This window comes from Bradyrhizobium sp. NBAIM03 (assembly GCF_020194055.1).
Taxonomy (GTDB): domain Bacteria; phylum Pseudomonadota; class Alphaproteobacteria; order Rhizobiales; family Xanthobacteraceae; genus Bradyrhizobium; species Bradyrhizobium yuanmingense.
This window is the reverse complement of record NZ_JADYVS010000026.1, coordinates 33,421-55,783: the sequence shown is the minus strand read 5'-3', so window position 1 is coordinate 55,783 and position 22,363 is coordinate 33,421. Positions and strand designations below refer to the sequence as shown.

At 60.3% G+C, this 22,363-nt stretch carries 21 protein-coding genes; all 21 read right to left on the bottom strand.

Annotated elements, in window-relative coordinates; genetic code table 11:
• Nucleotides 1–10 precede the first annotated feature (10 nt).
• The 21 genes from I6F21_RS29800 to I6F21_RS29705 all read right to left on the bottom strand — a co-directional run bounded on the left by I6F21_RS29800 (nucleotide 11) and on the right by I6F21_RS29705 (nucleotide 22,172).
• Nucleotides 11–952: a cytochrome c peroxidase gene (locus tag I6F21_RS29800; RefSeq protein WP_225183900.1), complete on the bottom strand. Its 942-nt coding sequence runs from the start codon at nucleotides 950–952 to the stop codon at nucleotides 11–13.
• A gap of 260 nt (nucleotides 953–1,212) precedes the next feature.
• Nucleotides 1,213–1,644: a hypothetical protein gene (locus I6F21_RS29795; RefSeq protein ID WP_225183899.1), complete on the bottom strand. Its 432-nt coding sequence runs from the start codon at nucleotides 1,642–1,644 to the stop codon at nucleotides 1,213–1,215.
• Between the two features lie 169 nt (nucleotides 1,645–1,813).
• Nucleotides 1,814–2,566, bottom strand: a complete 753-nt coding sequence (locus I6F21_RS29790; RefSeq protein WP_346656843.1) for a response regulator — start codon at nucleotides 2,564–2,566, stop codon at nucleotides 1,814–1,816.
• A gap of 512 nt (nucleotides 2,567–3,078) precedes the next feature.
• Nucleotides 3,079–3,225 (bottom strand): DUF2474 domain-containing protein, encoded by a 147-nt coding sequence (locus I6F21_RS29785; protein ID WP_225183897.1) that lies wholly within the window; start codon nucleotides 3,223–3,225, stop codon nucleotides 3,079–3,081.
• Nucleotides 3,225–4,232: a cytochrome d ubiquinol oxidase subunit II gene (gene cydB / locus I6F21_RS29780; RefSeq protein ID WP_249787571.1), complete on the bottom strand. Its 1,008-nt coding sequence runs from the start codon at nucleotides 4,230–4,232 to the stop codon at nucleotides 3,225–3,227. Before cydB ends, I6F21_RS29785 begins: the two co-directional genes overlap by 1 nt.
• Nucleotides 4,229–5,638: a cytochrome ubiquinol oxidase subunit I gene (locus I6F21_RS29775; RefSeq protein WP_225183896.1), complete on the bottom strand. Its 1,410-nt coding sequence runs from the start codon at nucleotides 5,636–5,638 to the stop codon at nucleotides 4,229–4,231. Before I6F21_RS29775 ends, cydB begins: the two co-directional genes overlap by 4 nt.
• A gap of 364 nt (nucleotides 5,639–6,002) precedes the next feature.
• Nucleotides 6,003–6,209 carry a hypothetical protein gene (locus I6F21_RS29770; RefSeq protein ID WP_225183895.1) on the bottom strand — a complete coding sequence of 69 codons (207 nt, stop codon included), beginning with the start codon at nucleotides 6,207–6,209 and terminating at the stop codon, nucleotides 6,003–6,005.
• Nucleotides 6,210–6,257: 48 nt separating this feature from the next.
• Nucleotides 6,258–6,383, bottom strand: a complete 126-nt coding sequence (locus I6F21_RS38900) for a hypothetical protein (protein WP_276573625.1) — start codon at nucleotides 6,381–6,383, stop codon at nucleotides 6,258–6,260.
• Between the two features lie 47 nt (nucleotides 6,384–6,430).
• Complete coding sequence (locus I6F21_RS29765; RefSeq protein WP_225183894.1) at nucleotides 6,431–7,012, bottom strand: molecular chaperone TorD family protein; 582 nt, start codon at nucleotides 7,010–7,012, stop codon at nucleotides 6,431–6,433.
• Nucleotides 7,013–7,269: 257 nt separating this feature from the next.
• The gene (locus tag I6F21_RS29760; RefSeq protein WP_225183893.1) at nucleotides 7,270–7,647 is read right to left on the bottom strand and encodes a DUF3306 domain-containing protein; all 378 of its coding nucleotides are present in this window, start codon (nucleotides 7,645–7,647) and stop codon (nucleotides 7,270–7,272) included.
• Between the two features lie 28 nt (nucleotides 7,648–7,675).
• The gene (locus I6F21_RS29755; protein WP_225183892.1) at nucleotides 7,676–8,137 is read right to left on the bottom strand and encodes a DUF3305 domain-containing protein; all 462 of its coding nucleotides are present in this window, start codon (nucleotides 8,135–8,137) and stop codon (nucleotides 7,676–7,678) included.
• A 74-nt stretch (nucleotides 8,138–8,211) separates the two neighbouring features.
• Complete coding sequence (locus I6F21_RS29750; protein WP_225183891.1) at nucleotides 8,212–10,227, bottom strand: 4Fe-4S binding protein; 2,016 nt, start codon at nucleotides 10,225–10,227, stop codon at nucleotides 8,212–8,214.
• Nucleotides 10,228–10,308: 81 nt separating this feature from the next.
• Nucleotides 10,309–11,304, bottom strand: coding sequence for a formate dehydrogenase subunit gamma (locus I6F21_RS29745; RefSeq protein ID WP_225183890.1), 996 nt, complete (start codon nucleotides 11,302–11,304; stop codon nucleotides 10,309–10,311).
• A 60-nt stretch (nucleotides 11,305–11,364) separates the two neighbouring features.
• On the bottom strand, nucleotides 11,365–11,967 hold the full coding sequence (gene fdh3B / locus I6F21_RS29740; RefSeq protein WP_225183889.1) for a formate dehydrogenase FDH3 subunit beta: 603 nt from the start codon (nucleotides 11,965–11,967) through the stop codon (nucleotides 11,365–11,367).
• A gap of 12 nt (nucleotides 11,968–11,979) precedes the next feature.
• The gene (locus tag I6F21_RS29735; RefSeq protein WP_225183888.1) at nucleotides 11,980–14,934 is read right to left on the bottom strand and encodes a formate dehydrogenase subunit alpha; all 2,955 of its coding nucleotides are present in this window, start codon (nucleotides 14,932–14,934) and stop codon (nucleotides 11,980–11,982) included.
• Between the two features lie 836 nt (nucleotides 14,935–15,770).
• Nucleotides 15,771–16,523 carry a pirin family protein gene (locus tag I6F21_RS29730; protein ID WP_225141807.1) on the bottom strand — a complete coding sequence of 251 codons (753 nt, stop codon included), beginning with the start codon at nucleotides 16,521–16,523 and terminating at the stop codon, nucleotides 15,771–15,773.
• Between the two features lie 223 nt (nucleotides 16,524–16,746).
• Nucleotides 16,747–17,544 carry an ABC transporter permease gene (locus I6F21_RS29725; RefSeq protein WP_225183887.1) on the bottom strand — a complete coding sequence of 266 codons (798 nt, stop codon included), beginning with the start codon at nucleotides 17,542–17,544 and terminating at the stop codon, nucleotides 16,747–16,749.
• On the bottom strand, nucleotides 17,531–18,316 hold the full coding sequence (locus I6F21_RS29720) for an ABC transporter ATP-binding protein (RefSeq protein ID WP_225183886.1): 786 nt from the start codon (nucleotides 18,314–18,316) through the stop codon (nucleotides 17,531–17,533). Before I6F21_RS29720 ends, I6F21_RS29725 begins: the two co-directional genes overlap by 14 nt.
• Nucleotides 18,313–19,284, bottom strand: a complete 972-nt coding sequence (locus I6F21_RS29715; protein WP_225183885.1) for an ABC transporter substrate-binding protein — start codon at nucleotides 19,282–19,284, stop codon at nucleotides 18,313–18,315. The genes I6F21_RS29720 and I6F21_RS29715 overlap by 4 nt, the downstream gene beginning before the upstream one ends.
• Nucleotides 19,285–19,396: 112 nt before the next feature.
• Nucleotides 19,397–21,001: an MOSC and FAD-binding oxidoreductase domain-containing protein gene (locus I6F21_RS29710; RefSeq protein ID WP_225183884.1), complete on the bottom strand. Its 1,605-nt coding sequence runs from the start codon at nucleotides 20,999–21,001 to the stop codon at nucleotides 19,397–19,399.
• Nucleotides 21,002–21,125: 124 nt separating this feature from the next.
• Nucleotides 21,126–22,172: a carbon-nitrogen hydrolase family protein gene (locus tag I6F21_RS29705; protein ID WP_225183883.1), complete on the bottom strand. Its 1,047-nt coding sequence runs from the start codon at nucleotides 22,170–22,172 to the stop codon at nucleotides 21,126–21,128.
• Nucleotides 22,173–22,363: the final 191 nt, after the last annotated feature.

Below are 22,363 nucleotides of genomic sequence, written 5' to 3'. Positions count from 1 at the left end.
CGCGCGCTTCTCATGGCGTCCCTTCGCGAACGGGTTTGCCACGAAAATTGCCGGTCAAGGTGCCCAGGAAGGCGACCAGCGAGGCAACCTGCTCGTCGTTCAATGTCCGATCGAGCTGCGCAGCCGCCATCCGACGCACAGCTTCCTCGAGAGTGGCCGCGCTTCCGTCGTGAAAATATGGGCCGGTCACGGCGACATTGCGCAAGCTCGGCACACGAACCCGGAACGGCCCGCCTGCAACCAGAGGACGGAAAATGCCCTGACGAGCGATCAGATTGCCGCCGATATTGACGCCTTGATGGCACGCGCTGCAGCCGAAAGCCTTGAAGGTCTTATAGCCGAAGAGTTCGGCCGGGGAGAGCGCGGATGCATCGCCTGCGAGCCACCGATCGAAGCGGCTGTCCGGAGTTAGCAGGGATTTCTCGAACGTCGAGATAGCATCTAGCAGGCTGTCGCGATCGACGTCGCGGCCGTAGGCAACACGAAACTGCTTATTCACAGCCGTGTCCGCCCGCAATTTCTGCACGGCGTCCTCAATTGTGCTGCGCATGTTGGCCGGGCTTCTGATCGAGGCTTCCGCCTGATCGGCAAGGGTGCGGTAGCGACCTTCCCACGTCAGACGAAAGCTCAGCGCTGCGTTGAACACGGTGGGCGTGTCGAGCTGGCCTGGTTCTGGATTCCGCCTCTTGCCCCCATCTGCTCCATTGGTGCGGAGGTCGTGGCAGGATGAACAGGCAAACGTCCCATCGGCGGAAAGCCGCGTATCGCCGAACAACCGCTCGCCCAGAGCGAGCTTTAGAGGATCGGCCAGCGGCGGCGGCGGGATCGGCGTGATCGGCTCACCATCCGCGTCGGCCGAAGCCGTCGAAGGCCGTCCCCTCGAGGGCTCGGGGCCGACCGTCACTCCTGCAAGCAAGGTCGATACACAGACGGTTACCAATATCCACTTCATCCCAGGTTGATTTTCCCTTTGGCTGCGCTTTCAATATCGAGACGACCGATCCCCACGTCTCGCAGGAGCCGATCGTCGATCTGCCTGCAGTTCGGTCCGAGCGCGGCGCACAGCCCTGCGCGCGCGATCGATCTGCCCAGCGTCGCCGCACAGTCGACGCATACCAGGCTGGGGACGGCAGCAAGAAACCACTGACCGGCGGACTGTCGTACATCAACGGCGCCGCATCCCGAAGCGGTAGCGGCCGATGCGATTCCACGTCATCGACCAACAGGCTTGGCCGACGGACGATCTAGCGCCGGCTTCCCCGCGTGCCCTTTCGCCCAATCACTCCGCGGCTGATCAGGAGCGAGTCTGGGCGCGACCGGCGCTTCGCCTTCTTCCGCAAGATCGCGGGATGAATACATCGCACAGGCGTAGGCGGCGCAGCTGGCAAGAAATTCCGCAACCAGCAGGGAGCCGACGGCGAGTGCAACATCGGCAATTGGTTCGGCCAAGGACATCACCGAGCCCGCGAAACCCTCCCTGATGCGCCTTCCCAGCTTGGGTTGAAGCGCCGCTTGATTGATCCGTGATAGCCGGGGCAAGAACCCCGCCTTAACGATCGTTTGTTCCTGGCGAGTGCGCCTGCCAGATCGAGTCGGCATGCCATTTTGTAGATCGTCGCCCGTCGGCTTCTTGAGCGGTAGCATGATCGTCTCCATGTCGTGAGCATGGGAGACTCTGCAGCCGTCGCGTTTCCCGGACATTCCAACGCGAGCCGAAAAGGCTACATCTGTAATACGAATCCCAGGAGCCTTCGAAAGGGCGAGCGATGTTCCTGGCCCGTTACCGAATGAGCGGCCCCTTACTGCCCCATCGTCAAAGCCGCTCCACAGATAGCGTGAAGACATAGCCGACACCACGTTCGGTCCGGACGACGGATGGGGCGCTTGGATCTGTCTCGAGCTTGCGGCGCAGCCGAAGCACCTGCACATCGATGCTCCGGTCGTATACGTCGTCGTGCAGACGCGTCGCCTGCAGCAGATGCTCGCGGGTCAACGGCTTCTGCGGCGCATCGAGAAAGGCTATCAGCAGCGCATATTCACCCTTTGTGAGGGCGATTGGCTCGCCCTTCGCGTTGGTCAGGCGGCGCAAGCGCCGATCGATTTGCCAATTGCCAAAACGCCAGCGGCCTTCCTCGACATCACGCTGGACCGCGACCGGAGCGGCCTCTCGTCGCCTCAGAACAGCTCTGATACGAGCGACGAGCTCCCTTAGGCTGAAAGGCTTCGTTAAATAATCGTCGGCTCCGAGTTCGAGGCCAACCACGCGATCGATCTCGTCGCGCCGATGCCCCGTCGTGATGATGACCGGCACATCCGATTGCGCGCGTATCTCGCGCAGCAAGTCCAGACCGTCCTCCTGACCGAGACGAAGGTCGAGCACTACGAGGTCCGGTGGATTGCGGAGAAGGAGAGCCGGGACTTCCTCTCGTCGCGAAGCAGAGAGAGTCCGAATGTCGTGGTCTTCGAGATAATTGGTCACCAGATGCCGCATGGTCATGTCGTCTTCGACGACGAGACATAAAGGCACCCGGCGCTCTGAGCTGTCGCTTGGGGGCAAGGAACCGATTTTACCGCGTTAGTGCCAGTTAGACGGCGAGCGCGGCTTGACCTCAGCTTTCGTAACTCCGATCTTACCGGCTCGCCGCAAACATATAAGACGGCAACCCGAAATTGCAGCACACGTTTCCGAGAGCCGTCTTAGGAAGCATCTGGCTTGGCGCTCTGCGCGCGCAGAGCAGCACCATTTCCAGACGATTACAATCGCAACAAAACCCACTCGTATGATCAAGATTTTCTCAGCAGATCCCCGACAGCCGCCCGCGCATTCCCTGCAGACAGGCCGATTGAGAGACGCACTCAATAGTCGAACGGCGCAAATGCACGGTCGACGTCGATCCCTTTCGCATTGAGCGCCTGCTCGACGTCATGATGCCGACGCCCGATCTCGAATAACACGAAGTTTCAACTGGTATCCGATCGCCGGAGACCCAACCCGTCGACAGGATCATTCCATTTGGCGCGTTCGGCCAGCGGCATTGCCGATGGTTCGCGTCCTAGCACAAGAGCTGCGAGCGCATGCTATTCTGGCGCAATCCATAACCGCAGTCCGTAGGAGATCAGCAGCACGGTGCCGACGCCGCCGAGCCAGAGGACCGCGAACCAAAGCACGCGCTGCGCCAGCGTTCCTGAAGTTGACCGATCCTGCACCGGGGGTCCATTTGCCATCAATGATAGCCTTGTCCAGCCCTGACCTTTCCGCGGAACACCCAATAGGCCCATGCGGTGTACCCGAGGATCAGAGGAATCAGGATCGCGACGCCTCCCAGCATGAATAGTTGAGTGTTGTGCGGCGAGGCTGCCTGCCAGATCGTTATAGTCTGCGGCACGATGTAAGGATACATGCTGATACCGAGCCCCGCGTAGGACAGCGCAAATAGCGCGAGCGTTAGGAAGAACGGTTTGTAGTCATCTTTGTTGGCGAGGCTGCGCATCAGTAGCGCGGTAACGGCCGCCACCGCAATCGGCACCAGCGCGGTAAGGATGATGTTCGGCCAGCCGAACCAGCGCTGGGTGTATTGCACGCTCAGGAGCGGGGTTGCGATGCTGACTATGCCGATAGCGCACAACATCGCGACCAGGAGCAGCCAGCTCAGATGATAGGCCCGGGCGCGCAATTCGCCATCAGTCTTCATCACCAGCCAGGTGGCGCCAAGCAGCGTATAGCCGATGACCAGTGAAATGCCGGTCAAGATCGAGAACGGTGTCAGCCAGTCCCACCAGCCGCCGGCGTAATGCCTCTCGGTGACACGGATGCCCTGCAGGATAGCACCGAGCGCAATGCCCTGCGCCAGCGTGGCCAGCAGTGAGCCGCCGGCAAACGCGAGGTCCCATTTGTTGCGTTCGCTCCGGGTGCGCCAGCGGAATTCAAAGGCAACACCGCGGAACACGAGGCCGAGCAGCATCACGATCATCGGCGTGTAGAGCGCCGGCATCAGGACGGCATAAGCCAGCGGGAAAGCCGCCATCAGGCCCCCGCCGCCCAACACCAGCCAGGTCTCGTTGCCGTCCCAGACTGGCGCGACGCTGTTCATGATGACGTCGCGGTCGGCCTTCTTCGGAAACAGCGGAAAAAGTATGCCGAGCCCGAGGTCGAAACCATCCATCACAACATAGACGAACACCGCAAACGCGATGATGAAGGCCCAGATCACGGGAAGATCGATGGTGATCATCTCAGCGTTCCCTCGGCGGCAGTGGCAGCGGCGGGCGTGATACCGGCGGCGCGCGCCGGCACGTCGCTGCGCGGCCCCTGCTCGCGATGATGCGGCGGCTGTGCCATCAAGCGGAGCAGATAGATCGCGCCTGCTGTGAACACGACGAAATAGACGATGATGAAAGCGATCAACGACGAGCCGACCGCGGGCGCGGCCAGCGGCGAGACCGAATCAGCGGTCCGCAACAGGCCATATACGGTGAACGGCTGTCGGCCGGTCTCGGTGGTAATCCAACCAGCGAGGACCGCGACAAAACCCGACGGCGCCATCGCCACAGCAATCAGATGCAGCAGGCGAGAACTATACAGCGTACCGCGAAACCGCATCAGCAGGCTGAGCAGGCCAAGCGTCATCATCGACAATCCCATGCCGACCATGATGCGGAACGACCAGAAGGTGATCGGGACAGGCGGCCAGTCCTCGCGCGGCACAGTGTCAAGGCCGGCCATCGGCGCGTCGAGCGAATGTTTCAGGATCAGCGAGCCCAGCTTTGGTACGCCAATCGCGTAATCCAGTTTACCTGCGGCCAGGTTGGGCCAGCCGAACAGGTACAGCGGTGCGCCGTCCTTATGGCTATCAAAATGGCCTTCCATCGCCATGATCTTAACCGGCTGGTGCTCCAGCGTATTGAGCCCGTGCTGGTCGCCAGCAAAAATCTGGATTGGCGCTACGATCGTCGCCATCCACATCGCCATTGAGAACATCACGCGCGGGCCGGCCAGACGCTGGTCGCGCAGCAGATGCCAGGCACCCACCCCGCCGACTACGAAGGCGGTGGTGAGATAGGCTGCAAGCACCATGTGCACGAGACGGTATGGGAAGGACGGGTTGAAGATCACCTTCAACCAGTCTGCCGCAACAAACTGGCCTGCATCATTGACGGCATGGCCGGCCGGCGTCTGCATCCAGGAATTGGCGGACAAGATCCAGAACGCCGAAATCAGCGTCCCGACAGCGACCATCAGGGTCGCAAAGAAATGCAGCCTCGGGCCGACGCGGTCGAGGCCGAACAGCATGACGCCGAGGAAGCCCGCCTCGAGGAAGAACGCCGTCAGCACCTCATAGGCCATAAGCGGACCGATCACGGGCCCTGTCTTGTCGGAGAAGGCCGACCAGTTCGTGCCGAACTGGTAGGACATCACAATGCCCGATACCACGCCCATGCCGAAGGCGACGGCAAAAATCTTCAGCCAATAGTTGAACAGATTGATGAAGACCTCGCGCTTGGTGACGAGCCATAGCGCCTCAAGGACCGCGAGATAGCTGGCGAGCCCGATCGAAAAGGCTGGGAACACGATGTGGAACGACATCGTGAAAGCGAACTGCGCCCGGGCGAGCGTCGTCGCGTCCCAACCTTCCGACATCTGCCTTCTCCTGCGTACAACAGCCGTTGTGTTCTAGCCCACAATGACGGCTCAACAATTAGTCTGTAAGGATGATGGACGACAGAAGAGTCAACTGGGACGTACCTTGCGTTCGCCTCGACCAAGATCGCCGAAACATCGCAGCACCGGAGCAATGAGCGCGATGTTGCGAGAAAATATCGTCCTGGGTCGGGCGCCCCCAACACTGAGGGCCAAGCCATAGCCTGCCTTTTTTGCTCCCTGTTCTCGCTTCGTCTTTGCTTGGCTCACGAATTCATCGGCGACGGAACACGCATACTTGCGCTTTTCTTTTCGACATCTGTTCAGCTGGGTAAAATGAGGTTCGGCCGAGCAGCACAAAATATCATTCTGGCTTGCCCGGAAAAACAAGTGCTTGATCATCTAGATTGTCGTCGGAAAGTCCGTGAACGCCTGCACGGTCGTGCATCTCGATCAAAGATGGCATTGCCGCAGCATACAACTCTATAGACTGCGGTCGCCTCACGTAGACGATCGAAAGGGCCGTGATCAGGACCAAGACAACAAAAGACGCACCAAAACGATGTATCATCAAATAGTCCTGACCTGCGCGTGCTTATCACTTGATGGACAATGACAATTAAGGGCGCACGCCATGCTCGGCGAACGCCACAAGGACGGTCTCCTGCACGTAGCGATCGATGACAGCGGCAGAGGCGACCGCGATAAGGACGACGCAGAACAACGAAGCGACGAAAGCCCGCATGATATGATGTTCCTTTTCGACTTTTTGCTTGATTACGGATAGCGCCGTTAGTTAGCGAGTATAAACGCCTTCAGTTCGATATCGATGAACGTTCGCCCAACCTTGCCGACCGCGGCGTAAAAGTCTGCTGATCTTGTCCGTTCAAGATCATCGAAGAATTGGATCATCCAGCTTGAGACGTGTTCGTGAAAAAAGACACGCTCAGCACCAGCGTCCACTGAGACGCGCCCGCTGGCAATGGCGGCCATGACTTCGCACACCAGTGACGCGTGATCTTCCGGCTCGTTTCGATCTTGTGCCATCGCAAGGTTCAGCGACAGCAATGTTTCACGTAATTGTACCAGTGGCCTGCCATACAAGGTATGCGACATATAGTGGGATGCATAGGGGAGCAACGCCTCTTTGCCCAAACCTGAAAAAAGGGCAAAAAACTCCCGCGCAGCGGTCTGCTCATTTGACCGATGGGCCGCATGAGCAAGGTTGGCGTGCGCTACTCCCAACGGGCTTTGATCTGCCGCTATTGCTGAGATTCGACGCAAGAGGAGATCGTCAGGGCTGCGCGTCAGCAGTGCCGCCAGCAAGGCGTATTCTTTCGACCTAGCCAGATCAAGCTCGTCTTTGATCTCCACAACTACATTCCCATTTCGACTTCGCCCGCTTTAGCGCGGCAGAGTGCTACCATGGCGCTACGCCGTCCGCGGGGTTTGATTTCGGCCGCCACAGCTGGCGAACGCGAAGTTATACAGGGGCAGTCAGAGACCTTAAGCCCGTCACTCGGCACTGGCCTAAGTAGGCGGACCCGACGGCTCGATGAGAGAACTCGTTGGTAGAACCTCCGGCTCGAACATCAACCCATCCGGATCTCCAATTGAGGCAGGTTCCTGCCTCACTCTCTTCTGCAAATACGCGACCAGATCGGAGCAGTTAACTCGAGCGGCCCAAATCCAGACATTGTGTCAGGATCGTTGAAATTCCACTGATTGTCGGCAATCCCGATGAAGTCGCGGATGGCTGGGTCAGCAGTCCAAGCTCGACGTAGTGCTGCACGCGCCAAGTACTTCGGAACACCGCAGCGTAGATACGCGGAGATGTCAGTCCGATCGGAAATTGATTCGACCGCCGGCAAAACCGCTGGAGCAAATGCGCCATCGGCCTTACTTTGAAACGCGCTCCGTGCGGCCTTTTGCTGCGGTACAGAGTTATCGTGCCCCTTTATCTTTTGCTTAAGCCGCGCCCATCGAAGAAAGACAGTACCGTCTCGCACTATTCTGCCCCTCAAAAACAAGGAAGCACTAACGTATACGCTGTCGCTTGACAAAAGCGCGCTCTACGTGATGCTCGGCAACGAAACGGCTGATGATATTGTATATTCCGATCGGCATAGGCACGGCTTCCACCAGACTATCGCCTGAATCGGTAAACGCCTCGCCTTCCGCCGGATCGGCAGTAATCGCAACCAACTCTAATGGGGGATCTGACCCTGTAGGCCGAACCTTGACCCAAAGCGCGGGCGAGCCAGACGACAGATTTTCGCAGTAGCCGGTGGTTTCGGTGCGATGCAACTCGATAACAGCTTCGCCAGCGTAAAACAGCTTAGCTTTGCCATTGTCTCCGATTACGGTCCACGGTTTGGCAGACGGCTCGCCTGCGAAGACAAAAGCAGGTCGCCACAGAAAATCGAGCCATTGGCTGTTCGCCTTACGTCGTTCTATTGCGACCCCAACGACGATGCTTACAAGAGTAGTAGAGATCACCCTGTTATCTCCCTTAATCTCAGTTCGCGACATGCGAGATTTATGCAATAGACATCCCAGAAGTATGCGTCGCTCTAACTTTGCTCGGACAGATCGTGATCGAATGGGCCTACGGAGGATGCCGTCCGATCTCTTGGCATCGAATCGTGCAGGAAATCATCTGTGGTGCGGACTTTCCGACTTGGCGAACTGTCGAGCCTTGGTCCCTTTGCCACGATAAATCCGACCCTGCAGTCACCGCACATCTTTATGGCGTCCAGGCTCTGACCCGAGCCCGAATACATCCAATGCTGGCCTTCGAGCTTGGTGATTACACGCTCGATGCTACTCCTAACGCCGAACGGCTTGCCGCATTGGATGCAGCAAAACGGCTCTTCCTCCTTGAGGACCTTAATCGGCGCGCGACTAGCGCGGAAATCGATCTGGGGCACCAGCGTGATGACGTTCTCCGGACACGTCGTCCGACACAGGCCGCACTGAACGCAGGAGTCTTCGACGAACCGCAATGCCGGGCGCTCGGGGTCGTCGCGCAGGGCGCCGGTCGGGCAGGCCGAGACGCACGATAGACAAAGCGTGCAGCCCGCCGCATCAATCTCGATGGCCCCTAACGGGGCACCCGCGGGCAACGGAACGACATCGACGGGTGCAGGTGCAGCGCGGTGAAGCTCGGCGAGTGCAAAACGCAACACGTCGCGCTTGGGGCCCACGGGGCGGAAACTCGTAGGGTGTGGCGCCGGCGCGTCGGCCGGAGCTTTGCCGAGCGCCTCGATCAGTTGGTCAGGATCATCGGTCGCGATGACTGAGAGGCGGTCGGGGCCAAAACCGAGCCCGACAAGAATAGGCTCAGCCAGGGCGATAGTCCGCGTCACTCCGGAGACGTCGTGGCGCGGTTTTGCGCGTATCAGGAAGCGCAGCGCTGAGGCGCCGTATGCCAAAGCCGCCATGATGGTCTCGAGCCCAACCTGCGTAACTTCATTAACCGCGAATGGCAGTACGTTTGCCGGCAAGCCGGCACCGAATCGCGCCAGCGCGTCGATCAGCTGTGCACCGTGGCTCTCGTCATGGACAAGAACAACGGCCCGCTCACCGGCGGCCTGACGATATGCGATCACCATGGCGCGGAGCCTTCTGACTAGTGCGTCTTCGGGCGGCAGCGCATATGACGCGGCTCCGGTGGGACAGCTTGTTGCACATTGGCCACAGCCCGCGCAGATATTGGGATCGATCGCCACATGGTTGCCGGCAGGCGCGATCGCGCTGGCAGGACAGACGTCGAGACAACGGGTGCACCCGATCTGTTTCGACCGAGAGTGCGTGCAAAGTCCGGCGTCGAAAGCGATGTAGCGCGGTTTCTCGAAAGTCCCGACGAGATCGCGCGCCTTGAGTACAGCCCGGAGGATTGCGCCCGGACTGGCGGGGTCCGCGCGCAAATAACCGTCGCGCAGATCTGACGGAAGCAGCGCGGGCCCGCCAGTCAGGTCCAGTACAATGTCGCATACCGAACGGGCGTTGTTCCGCGATGGACCAAACGTCAGGACGCGCCGCGAGGACCTTGCAGCTTCGACGAAATCGTCGACCACCACGTTGAACGCACCCAGATGGCCGCTGACGGCTCGTATCCGACCCTTGGCGATCGGAAAATCGGCCCCGCGCGGCGGCGTAATAGAGGCTGGTGGCACGATCATCACCGTGACGTCGAGATGATCCTTCAGTAGCTCGCCAGCCTCGATCGCAGCTTCGTCTCGACCGTAGATCAAAATGATGCCGCTGCTTTCCAGCTGGACCATTGGCACTGGTGTGGTGGCTTCGGCCGCGGCGGCCAGCAGAGCTGCCATCTTCGGTCCGGCGCGATCGGAATCTCCGGACCAACCCGCGGTCTCGCGGAGATTGGCGAACTCTATCGGATTGGAGCGATCATTTTCGGCTGCTATCTGCCTAAACAGTGTCGCTCGCTCCGTGCACCCTACCGTGAGCGGAACATCTTCGTTGGCAACAGCTTTGAACCGGTCCAACTCGGTGCTGCACAGATGCGTTGTAGCGGTAACGCCACCGCGACAGGCGCCGCTGATTGTAGTTACGTCGAGCGGCATCGACCCTTCGCAGGAGCAGATCAGTATTCGCCTGTTAGATTTCGGGACGCTAGTCACGGTATCCTACTTCCTCGAAGCGCCTCATTCCGCTTGCGCTACCGACGTTTGCCTGCCTTCGGCGAGCTTTTCGGTCAGCCAGCGATCGTGGTGCTCTCGGGCCCAATTGATATCGACCTCGCCGGTGCCCATGGCCTCGAACGCGCCCTCCATACCGAGCGTGCCGATATAAATGTGTCCCAGGATCAACGCGATGAACAAGATCGCTACGACCGCGTGCGCGATCTGGGCGATCTGCATGTCCGCAATATCGGTTCCGTAGAAGGGAAACAGCAGCACGAATCCCGATACGGAGACAGCGAGGCCAGCGGCGACCGATAGCCAGTAGACAAATTTCTCACCGAGATTGAAGCGTCCCGCGGGCGCATGTTTCGACTTGATGAAGCCGCCGCCTTGCCTGACCCAGTCGATGTCGACCTTCCGGAGGAGATTGTCCTTGAAGAAGAGAACCGTGATCAGGACAAGGCCTGTCAGAAAGGCGAAGCTCGTGAAATTGTGCACGTACTTCGCGATCTGGGAAATGTCGGAGAACAGTTCCGGGCCGACCAGCGGCCGCAGCAGGACCTTGCCAAAAGTGACGTTCAGGCCCGTCAACCCGAGCAAGACGAACGACACAGCGGTCAACCAGTGACAGAACCGCTCGAAAGCCTTGAAGCGGACGATCGTCTGTCCGGAGCGCCCGGCCTCGATGCGAAGCCGGCCCATAATCAGATAGGCGAGCGCCAGCATGGCGACCGTGCCAACGATGACCAGTGCGCCGCCCCGGCGCAGCAGCACCTCGTGGAAATAATCCCAGGTTCGTCCCATCGGCTGCATCAGCACGCTGGCTTTCACGTCGGGAATGTCGATCCGGCCCTGGATGCGCGGGGTCTGCTCGAGCAGCATCTTCTGGTCGGTCACGCTGGCGGTCGGATTGGGCGCCCCGTCGGGCCCGAACTTCTGGGCGAACGCTGATGCTGTCGTAACCCCGAGCAGCATCAGCAGGAACGCTATGTTGCGAATGCATGCGAAAGCCGTCATGACGGATACCCAATCTTCGTCTCTAATCTTCGCGCACCCACCGGCAGCAAGCGCGGGTCGTTAAGTCTTGACGTCCTCGTGATAGGCCGTCGTCCAGCCCCAGGCACCGGAGCCGTAACCGCGCTTCTTGACGCGTTCCTCGTAGAGTTGCGCAATGATGTCGCCATCGCCCGCGAGCAGTGACTTGGTCGAGCACATCTCGGCGCACATCGGCAGCTTGCCTTCGCCGAAGCGGTTCGAGCCGTATTTTGCATATTCCTCGGCGCTACCCGGCTCCTCTGGCCCGCCGCCGCCAGCGCAGTAGGTGCATTTGTCCATCTTGCCGCGGGAGCCGAAGTTTCCGACCTGCGGATACTGCGGCGCTCCGAACGGACAGGCGTAGAAGCAATAGCCGCAGCCGATGCACAGATCCTTATTGTGCAGGACGATTCCGTCGTCGGTCGGATAGATGCATTTGACCGGGCACACCGAGGCGCAAGGCGCATCGGTGCAGTGCATGCAGGCCATCGACACTGACCGCTCACCGGGCTGGCCGTCGTTGATTGTGACGACACGGCGCCGGTTGATGCCCCAGGGCACCTCGTTCTCGTTCTTGCAGGCGGTCACACAGGCATTGCAGTCGATGCAACGGTCCGCGTCACAGAGGAATTTCATGCGTGCCATCGGTCCAACCTCTCATGCGGCCCTGATCTGGCACAGCGTGGCTTTCGGTTCCTGCATGCCGGTGGCAGGATCATAGCCATAGGTTGTCAGCGTATTGACGCTCTCACCGAGCACGATGGGATCGGTGCCCGCCGGGTATTTCGCGCGGAGATCGGCGCCCTCATACCAGCCAGCGAAATGAAAGGGCATCCAGGCCACGCCTTTGCCGACGCGTTCGGTCACTTGCGCCTTCATCCGGGCCCGCGAGCCGTTCTCCGCACCCGTCACCCAGACCCAGCCGCCGTCGACGATGCCGCGTTCGGCCGCATCCGCCGGATTCATCTCGACATACATGTGCTGCTTCAATTCGGCGAGCCATTTGTTTGACCGTGTTTCCTCGCCACCGCCCTCGTATTCGACCAGGCGGCCCGAGCTTAGGATCAGCGGGAACTGCTTCGCGATTGCGCGGTCGACAGCGGCCTTCTGTACGGAGAAGCCGATATTGGGCACACGGAATTGCTTCGCGTCAGGCAAGGTCGGATAGTCGGCTACGAGATCGGGCCGCGGCGTGTAGATCGGCTCGCGATGCACCGGAACTGGGTCGGGAAGATTCCACGCGATCATGCGAGCCTTGGCGTTTCCGTAGGGCGAGCAGCCGTGCTCGATCGCGACCCGCTGGATGCCGCCGGAAAGATCGGTCGACCACGACACCTTGTCGGGATCAACCGGATTGATGCGCGCGATCACCTCGAGCTCCTGCGCGGTGAGATCTTTGTCCCAGCCGAGCTTCTTAAGCACGCCGAGGGTGAATTCGGGATAGCCGTCCTTGATCTCCGAACCGACGGAGTACGAGCCCTCTGCGAGGAGATTATCGTGATCTTCCCGCTCCACTTCCTGCCCGTTCTCCACCACCTTGCGCTTGACGACGCGTTCGACCCCGAACCGCGCGCGAAAGGTGCCGCCGCCTTCTTTCACGGGAAGATTGGTGTTGTAGAGAATCGGTGTGCCCGGATGCTTGAATTCCGGCGTGCCCCAGCATGGCCATGGCAGGCCGTAATATTCCCCGCCCACCTCGGGATCGTCCTTCGGCGCCCGCAGCGTTACCAGTTCGAACTTGTGCTGGTTGCGCATATGCGCCTTGAGCCGCTCCGGCGACTGTCCGCAATATCCGGTCGACCAACCGCCGCGATTGATCTCGCGCAGGATGTCCTCCGCCAAAACCGCGCCGTTCTCGACCTTGATGTTCTTGAACATCAGGTCGGCAAAGCCGAGCTTGCGGGCGAGCATGTACATCGTGTCGTAATCGTTCTTCGCCTCGAAGACCGGATCGACGATCTTCTCGCCCCATTGCAGCGAGCGGTTGGAGTTGGTGCGCGAGCCATCCATCTCGAAACTCGTGCAGGCGGGCAACAAGTAGGTGCCATTCTTCCGCTCCGACAGCACCGACCACGCTGTCGGATAGGGGTCGCAGACCACCAGCATCTCGAGCTTCTCGATGCCCTTCACGGCCTCAGGCATTCGAGTGATGGTATTGACGCCGTGTCCCATGATGAACATGGCCTGCACCGGGTTGGGCTGACTGATCTGATTCTTCGGCAGCAAGGCTGCGTCGAACCAGCGCGTGCTCGGGATCCCCGGGGTCTCCATCAGCTTCTTGTCGGGGAAACGCGACTTCATCCAGTCGTAATCGACCTCCCACACCCGGCACCAATGCCGCCAAGCCTCTTCAGCCAGGCCATAGTAAAGCGGCAAGGAGGTGACATCGAGACCGAGGTCGGTCGCGCCTTGCACGTTCGTATGACCGCGGAAGATGTTGGCGCCGGCACCTAGCATCCCCACGTTCCCGGTGGCGAGCAACAACAGGCAACTGGCCCGGACATTGGCGGTTCCGGTGGCGAACTGGGTCTGCCCCATCGCCCAGATCAGCGTGGCCGGCTTCTGCGTCGCGAACAATTGGGCGACGTGCTTGACCTGCGCCTCGGGCAGGCCGGTCACGCGCTCGACCTCCTTGGGAGGCCACTTTGCAATTTCCTTTCGGACTTCATCAAGTCCATAGACACGTTGACTGAGGAATTCCTTGTCTTCCCACCCATTCTCGAAGATGTGCCACAACATGCCGTAAATCGTGGCGATATGCGTGCCGGGGCGAACCCGGACGTACTCGGTCGCGTGCGCGGCCGTTCGCGTCATCCGGGGATCGACCACGATCATGTTGGCGCGGTTGAGCTCCTTGCCTTCGAGAATGTGCTGTAGGGACACCGGGTGAGCTTCGGCAGGATTGCCGCCCATGAGCAGGATGGTCTTGGCGTTGCGGATGTCGTTGTAGCTATTGGTCATCGCACCGTAACCCCAGGTATTGGCTACGCCGGTGACCGTTGTCGAGTGACAGATCCGCGCCTGATGATCGGAATTGTTGGTGCCCCAGAACGCCGCGAGCTTGCGATTGAGATAGGCGGCCTCGTTGGTGAACTTCGCGGAACCGAGCCAATAGACCGAATCGGGCCCCGCTTTCTGGCGGATGTCCAATAGCTTGTCGCCGATCTCGTCGATCGCCTTCTCCCAAGAGATACGCGTCCACCGTCCGTCAACGAGCTTGACCGGATAGCGCAGGCGTCGCTCGTTCAGCACGTCGTCCCGAACCGCAGCACCCTTGCAACAATGCGAACCACGATTGATCGGACTGCCGAAGTCGGGCTCCTGTCCAATCCACACGCCGTTGGCGACCTTGGCGATTACCGAGCAGCCGACCGAGCAATGCGTACAGATATTCTTCCGGATCGTAACCGACGCGCCGACGGGCGGCGGTGGTCCCGCCTCTACCCTTCGCACGCTATGCAGCGCAAGTTCACCCACCGCCGCCAATGCGCCAGCCGTAATTCCCGATTGCTTCAGAAATGTGCGCCTGTCCAGCTTCCCCGATGCTTCGTCAGTCACCGCATCGATTCGGTTGGCACGCTCTGGCCGACGGTCAGACTTCCTGATCAGCACGGAAGCTTCCTATCGAGCAGGATAGCTGTTTACGCGATAGAAATTCCTGACTTCCTGTGAGTCAGGTCGATAGCGAGCCCTACGCTTCTGATCGAGATCGACAAGCTTCGCCGCAGCCGCCGTCGGCATGACCGGACCCGCAGCCAATGTGCAGGTACTAACAAAAGTGAGCCGAAGTATGTCACGTCGAATCAGCTTCGGTGCTTGATCATCCTTCAATGAAGTGCACTCCCCGATGGAACGACCAGCGACGGCCGAACTGAAGTAAGCGATCGACATCAATCGATATGCCGCACAGCCTTACTTCTGGAGCTACTTGGGTAGCCTCGAGCGCCCAGATAGGGAAATCATATCATCGTATAAGTAGCCAACCGAGAAGGACCGCCGTCACCATTGGTTCCGCTATGGCCCTTCAATCGTTGCACGTAGTACAACTTCGTCGGATCAGACTTCGTGTCGGCTTCTATGTGGGGCGTGCCTCTTCGAGCAGGCAGGGGCGATAGGTTGATTTGACCTTCCGCGAGGATGTTTACGTTAAAGGGGCCGGCCCGCGCCGTATGTTCAGGCCTGAGAGATCTGATTTCGGAGGCCACTAGACGAGGTTGGCTGCCGCCGTGCGGGTTCGACTGGCTACAGCCAAATACAAAGAAGCGGCTCTATGCCGCTCTTATGCATGAGAAAACCGCAGATCGATCAATGGGCCGCAAGCGGTCGGGCAGCAATTTTGGTGCGCGCTCACCCGTCAATGGAGCGATGATCGTCAACCGGCGTTTGTCGTCTTAATCGGAATCGCAAGGGGTGCCGTTCCGGCTTCACCGGAACGGCACCTCGGATTACTAGGCAGTCATGACCAGCACGTTTCCGCTGAACATTCCACCCTTGAAGACCGGCGCTTTTTCGTCAGTCGTGAACAACACCAGATCGGCGCCGGAATTCGATGCTACCTCGACTTCGCGTTCCGAGAGGAACGCGCCTTCGCCAGCCTCGAGCACCAGATCGCCTACACGCACATCTCCCGAGAACACGTAGAGCAATCGTGTAGCTCCGAGCGCTTGGACTTGCGGTAACGATAGGGTCTTACCACCCGACAATCGGGTATCCTGTACCCAAACTTGAGCACGCACCTCTAGCGGTGCGCCGCTCGGAGCGGCGAGGAGACGCCAGGCGTCAACGCTCACTGCTTCGCCAAAGTCATGGAATTGCACCTTCGGCTCAAGGGATGTCGCGCGAGGGCGCAGGAAAATCTGAAGGGCTTCCTGCGGTTCGCTCCCGAGGATCGTCTCCTCGTGCTGGAATGTATGGCCTGCATTCATCATCATTAGCCGATTAGGCCGGATTTCCTCACGGTGTCCGACAGTGTCCTTGTGGAGCATCGACCCGACTCGCACATAGGTGAGAATCTCGTCGTCACGATGAGGATGCATCGCTATCGTGTGCCCGGGGTGAATGCGAGCCCGATCGATCCGGCCAATAGCTCCAACGCCACTATCGCCTCTTTCAAACGTCAGGCCGGGATAGATTATCTCGAGCGAAAATCCACGATCCGGGTTGCCACGTTTCGCGCCGCGCTTCATCTTGATAGTCTTCATGGCTCAGATCCTAGGTTTCGGAGCGCTAGTGGATAATTAGCACTCCTCGTTGCGTGTACCTAAACTATCGACGCTGTTAATCCCGAAGTAGCCTTAGGAAGCGGACAGCAGTGTCGCAAAAAGCGGGACGCGGAAGATGGAGAGACCGCTCACTCGATGGTTGGAGGGTGTCTTGAGCGTTTGAGCAATTGCTCAATTAGGGCAACCTTGACTTGCTCGCGGGTTACTTTCCCGTCTGCTCGCTGCGGTACCAGGGAAAGAGCCAATACAGCAGCATCATGAAAAGCGTGTCGGCGATAAAGCCGAGGATCGCGAGCACGACGATGCCGACGAAGATGGTGTCGACACGGAACGACAGCGCCGACATCTGGATCAGATAGCCGAGGCCGGCCAGCGCGCCGGCCAGCTCGGCCGCGACCAGCACCGTGAAGGAGATCGACAAAGCGACCCGCATGCCGGAGAAGATCGGCGCCAGCGCTGCCGGTATGACGACTTTGAGGAGCAGCGTACCGCGACGCGCACCGAGACTCTGGCCAGCACGGATGAACAGCGGATTCACGCCCTTGACGCCGAGTAGAGTATTGATCCAGACCGGGAAGAACGTCGCCCAGGCGATCAGGGACACTTTGGCGCCTTCGTTGATGCCGAACCAGAAAATGATCAGCGGCACTAGCGCGAGCGGCGGGATGGCCCGCGCCATCTGCAGGATAGGTCCCACCAGGGACTCCAGGAAGGTACTGCGGCCCAGCAGCACTCCCAAGAGGATGCCCATGCCGGATCCCGCAGCATAACCCAGCGCCATTCTGAAGACACTCGCACGAATATGGTCCTGAAGTTCGCCGGTCTTCGCGATCGCGAATGCCGAGCGGAAGACCTCGGCGGGCGACGGCAGCATGACCGGGTCGACCAAGCCGCTGGTAGCGATCAGGTGCCAGAGCAGGAAGAACCCCCCGATGCCGGCGGCGCTGATGGCTGCGCTCCGGACCCTGCGCGTATCCTTCCGGATGCTAGGAGCTTTCAAGGCCGATTTCTGTTTCGAAACGGTCGTAGAAGCGAGCGAATTCGACGGAGGTGCGAGCACGGGGCTTCTCCAGATCAATCATGACATCGGATACGACGCGGCCGGGATTGGGCGACATCACCAGGACGCGGTCGGCGAGCCTTATCGCCTCGTCGATGTTGTGGGTTACGAACAGGATGGTGGGTCGTTCGAGTTCGTGAATGCGGATCAGTTCGCTCTGCAGCTTGCTTCGCGTCATCGCATCGAGCGCGGCGAACGGCTCGTCCATCAGCAGGACTTTGGGCCCGGCGGCGAGCGCCCGGGCGATCGCGACACGCTGCTTCATACCGCCGGACAATTGGGTGGGGTAGCGGTCGGCGATCTGCCCAAGATTGACCAATTCGAGATAGTGCATGGCCCGCTCGCGCCGGGCCGACGCGCTCATGCCGGCAATGCCGGGCCCGAACTCGATGTTCTTGAGCACGGTCAGCCAGGGAAATAGCGAATAGTCCTGGAATACCATACCGCGATCCGGACCGGGGCCGTCGACAACCTTGCCGTTGACGAACACATAGCCGTCGGTCGGAACCAGGAAGCCGGCGATCAGATTGAGCAGCGTGGTCTTCCCGCAGCCGCTCGGACCGAGCAGGCAGACGAACTGGCCGAGCGGGATGGTCAGCTTGACGTTGCCAAGCGCAAGTTGCTTCGGGTCGAACCGGAAGGTAACGGAATCGACGTTTATGAAGTTGGGAATCGCGGTGAAGGCCGGCTGCTGCAGGGTTTGCGTCATCATGTCTTTCTCGCATCGGCCAGCAGGGTGGGATCGAGATAATCGGCGTAGTCGGGAACCGGCGATCCCGGACGGGCAATACCTTCGGCCAGTGCCCAATTGGCCTCGTCGATCATCTTCGCCTTCATCATGGGAACATCCAGTGACAGACCGATTTTCATCCGGCTGATCGCGTCGGCAGCGACCGCGGGATCCATCTGCGAGAACTGCGCGCCGATCCGCACAGAATCCTCGCCGTTGGCCTTGATGAAGGCGCAGGCCTGGTCCAACGCGCGCAGCGCCTTCACCAGCACCGGACGCCGCTCCTGCAGCGTCTTCTCGTTGACGATGATCGAGGCAAAGATGGCGTTCAGGCCGGGCTCGGCAAGGCGATGAAACTTCTTGCCTTCGAGCTTGGCCGCCTGCGTCAGGAAAGGCTCCTGCCAGACGAAACCATCGATCGATCCGCCGTTGAGCGCGGAGATCATTTCGGCCGGTCCTAGCCGTACGATGGAAAGATCCGACGGGGTAAGATTGTATTTCTTCAGCAACAGCGAGAAGTAATATTGCGACGGGTTGGCCTGCACTACGGCGATCTTCTTGCCCTTCAGGTCGGCCGGGGTCTTGATTGCGGTCGAGCAGGCCAATTCCATGTTCTCGACTTGGTTAAAGCTCGCGATGATCTTGACCGGCGTCTTGCTGAAGGCACCGACGCAAACCGACATTTCCGTCGACACACCAATGTCGGCGGCGCCGCCGGCGACGGAGATCAGGGTCGCGGTGCCGTGCGGCGAGGGAATGGTGGTCGGCGCGATGCCCTCGGCCTGCCAGAGCTTGCGCTCATAGGCGACGAACAATGGTAGCCATGCCACCGGTAAATCGTGCGCTATACGCAGCGGCGCGGCATCATTGGCCGATGCGGTGCGCAGCCCGCCCGCAAATGCGGCGAGCATCATCGCGCTCGCCTGACGTCGTGTGATGTTCACGTTCATCTTCAAGTCCCTCGACAATCGCGTGAATCCGGCCGACCCGGCGCGTTCTTCCCTGACAGACATCGCACTCTTGATGGCGGCGCGACTTGAAGATCGATGACCATTCTCGACCTCAGAGATCGAGAACGAGCTTTTCGCTAAGCGGGAAACCGCAGCACAGCAGCGCTTCCCCGTCATTCATCGGCGCGACCGGTTCGAAATCGTATCCGACCTCGCCGGAGATCACCCGGGCGGCGCAAGCGCCGCAGGTGCCTGAGCGGCAGTCGCTCACGACCGGCAATCCCTCGGACTCCGCGAGATCGAGCAGCGAGCCGGAACCGTTCATTTCGAGCGATCGAGCCGACCGCGCGAAGCTGACGCGCGCGTGATCGGGACGGCGCTTTCGATCCGCGCTCGCTGCGGCGCCGGAAGGCACGAATGCTTCCGTCATGACGCGAATACCTGATTGCTCGATCTCGCCAATCCAGCGACTGACATTGGCCATGAAGGCGATGGGGCCACAGATGTAGACGTTGCACGCGCCGAGCAGCGCAATCGTGCGATGGATCAGATCTCGATCGACGCGACCGACGCTGTCATGCGTGACGCCGATCCGGTCTTCCGCGCCCGGCCGGCTGAAGCGCGTGTGAAAGGATACCGACGGATGCCTTGCACGGATGTCGGCCAGCTTCGCCCTGAAAGCGTGATGGCTGGAATCCCGGGCGCAGTGGATGAACGATACACCCTTCGGCACGATCCTGGCGCCGTTATTCGTCGTCGCCGCCTGCAGCATCGCGATCATCGGGGTGATGCCGACTCCGGCGGAGATCAGGACCAGCGGCAGTCCGCTGGTGCTTTCCAGTTGAAACGAGCCGCGAGGACCAAGCACGTTGAGCCGGTCGCCGGCCTTGACGCGCGTGTGCAGCCACTCCGAGAACCCGCCGGTCTCCCGTTTGACGCTGATCTGCAGGTGGCCGTTGGCGATGGCCGAAATCGAATAAGGACGAGACATCTTTCGTCCGTCGGCCTGAGCGCTGATGACGAGATGCTGGCCTGGCTGAGCGGCCGGAATTCCGCCTCCGTCAGCGGGGGCGAGTTCGAACGAGCGGATCGTGGCACTCTCGTCGATGGTCTTGAGGACGATGAATTCCCGGAATGCAGTGTTGCGCGCAGCAGCCTCTCCCGCGAGCGCTGCCGCCTGCACCTGGGCGCGCCAATTGCCGGCGAGTTCGGGCAGCGCGGCCATCTTGCGTAACTCAGTCGGATCAGCGTCGGGCTGAATGCTGAGGTCGTTGACGCGGCGGATGCACCATTCCGGATGCAACCGCTCGAGGAGAACTGCCTCGTCGCCCTCCGCGATCGCGCCCGGCTCCAGCACGCGATAGTACCATCCGCAGCGGCCGGTCTCGACTAGTCGTCGCGGCAGACGCAGGTCGTCGAAGCGCAGCGCCAGTTTGAAGCACGGTTTCCGTGGCCGCGTGACCTGAAGGATGGCACCGCCAACGCGAACGATGTCGCCGATGCAGACATCGGTTTCTTCCCATCCGTGCATGGCGAGGTTTTCGCCCAATGCGCCGCTGCCCCACAGGCCTGCATGCTCGGGAAACTCCGCTATCCAGCGATCGTAATGCGAGCAGGCATAGGCGTAGATCGCCATATCCGGGCCGCCGTGTACCCTCCGATCAGCCTGTTCGTCGCCCGGCAGTCCATCGATACCAGCCTGGATCGATTTGCTCACCCGTGTCTTCACGAAACCGCTCGGTACGCGCCCGTCGCCAAGCGGTGCAGCGCGGCCAACGTAGATTCCCTGTATGCGAGCGTTAGTCACGGGCGTTATCCAACACGGCCATCACCAAGTGCCATTATTCCGCCGCCTGCGGCGAGCGCGACCAGACAATGTCGGCATCATCGGTGAGGTCGAGACCGACATGCTCGCGGCGGCCACGCACGGCCGAGAACGTCACGGGATCGTTGGTGGAGCGATCGACCGTCAGGTCGAAGATGTCGAAACGGTTCATATATCCGGCGAGATCGTGGAACTGCTTCTGCACGATGCAGTCGTTGACGTCGATGTCGGCGTAGAGGATGCCCTCGTCGTCGCGCAACACCGGCGCCTTCAGCTCGGCACTCGGGCCCATGATCATGCTCGGGTTGCGCTCGCCGGCGTCCATAGCCTCACGCAGCTTCATGTCGCCCTCGGCGAGGAGGTCCTTCGCGGTGTCCGTGAGATACATCGATGCAGCAACGGTGAAGACCTTGGCTTCGGTGCAGTGCGCCTCGGTGCGGATGCGGACGCCTTCGGCGAGACTCATGCCGCCGCCGTTCAGCCAGGTGGACGGGTAGGTCGCGATGTGCACCTGTTCGCCCTGCGCGATCAGGGCATGGCGCGCCAACGGGTTGCAGTTCTCCGCACAGATCAGCCCGCCGATGCGGCCGAGCGGCGTATCGACCACGCGGAGGCCGGCGCCGTCGCCGTTCGCCCAGGTCAGCTTTTCCATGTAGGTTGGCACGATCTTGCGATGATGGTTCAGCAGGCAGCCGTCGTTTCCAATCAGGATGTTGGTGTTCCAAAGGCAGCCGATGCTCGCCGTGGTTCCTTCGTTGATGCCCATGGAGATGACAACGTCGCGTCGCTTGGCAAGCTCCGCGAGGCGACGCACCTCCGGTCCCGGCACATGCACGGCGGCCGCAGCTAGACGTTGGAAATATCCATGGTTGAGGCCGGGTGCGCGCAGCGAGTGCCAGATCGGAAAGCATGGGATGAAGGCTTCCGGGAAGACGATCAGGTTGGCGCCGTTGTTGGCCGCCTCTTCGATCAGGGAGCAGGCCTTGTCCACCGTCTTCTTGGTGTCGAGAAAGACCGGACTTACATGCATGGCAGCGGCTTTGAACTTTGGGTAGGTTCGCATCGCTGCGCCTCCTTTTTCCAACAGAAGATGCACTCATATCGGCGAAAGAAACGCGGAAGCTCAAGTCCAAATAGTCCGCTGCTAGGGCAGCTTTGTTGAGCAAAAGCGCCTTATCACGCAGTCAATTTTACTTATGAGGTGACAGACACCTGCGTCCGAGAGAGATCAGCGCCCCCTCAAGAAGATGCAAT

Bases quoted from the DNA above. Each gene is read 5' to 3' on its own strand.
- I6F21_RS29800 (WP_225183900.1), bottom strand. From the start codon at position 952: ATGAAGTGGATATTGGTAACCGTCTGTGTATCGACCTTGCTTGCAGGA.
- I6F21_RS29795 (WP_225183899.1), bottom strand. From the start codon at position 1,644: ATGCTACCGCTCAAGAAGCCGACGGGCGACGATCTACAAAATGGCATG.
- I6F21_RS29785 (WP_225183897.1), bottom strand. From the start codon at position 3,225: ATGGCAAATGGACCCCCGGTGCAGGATCGGTCAACTTCAGGAACGCTG.
- cydB (WP_249787571.1), bottom strand. From the start codon at position 4,232: ATGATCACCATCGATCTTCCCGTGATCTGGGCCTTCATCATCGCGTTT.
- I6F21_RS29775 (WP_225183896.1), bottom strand. From the start codon at position 5,638: ATGTCGGAAGGTTGGGACGCGACGACGCTCGCCCGGGCGCAGTTCGCT.
- I6F21_RS29770 (WP_225183895.1), bottom strand. From the start codon at position 6,209: ATGATACATCGTTTTGGTGCGTCTTTTGTTGTCTTGGTCCTGATCACG.
- I6F21_RS38900 (WP_276573625.1), bottom strand. From the start codon at position 6,383: ATGCGGGCTTTCGTCGCTTCGTTGTTCTGCGTCGTCCTTATCGCGGTC.
- I6F21_RS29750 (WP_225183891.1), bottom strand. From the start codon at position 10,227: ATGCCGCTCGACGTAACTACAATCAGCGGCGCCTGTCGCGGTGGCGTT.
- I6F21_RS29745 (WP_225183890.1), bottom strand. From the start codon at position 11,304: ATGACGGCTTTCGCATGCATTCGCAACATAGCGTTCCTGCTGATGCTG.
- fdh3B (WP_225183889.1), bottom strand. From the start codon at position 11,967: ATGGCACGCATGAAATTCCTCTGTGACGCGGACCGTTGCATCGACTGC.
- I6F21_RS29730 (WP_225141807.1), bottom strand. From the start codon at position 16,523: ATGAAGACTATCAAGATGAAGCGCGGCGCGAAACGTGGCAACCCGGAT.
- I6F21_RS29720 (WP_225183886.1), bottom strand. From the start codon at position 18,316: ATGATGACGCAAACCCTGCAGCAGCCGGCCTTCACCGCGATTCCCAAC.
- I6F21_RS29715 (WP_225183885.1), bottom strand. From the start codon at position 19,284: ATGAACGTGAACATCACACGACGTCAGGCGAGCGCGATGATGCTCGCC.
- I6F21_RS29705 (WP_225183883.1), bottom strand. From the start codon at position 22,172: ATGCGAACCTACCCAAAGTTCAAAGCCGCTGCCATGCATGTAAGTCCG.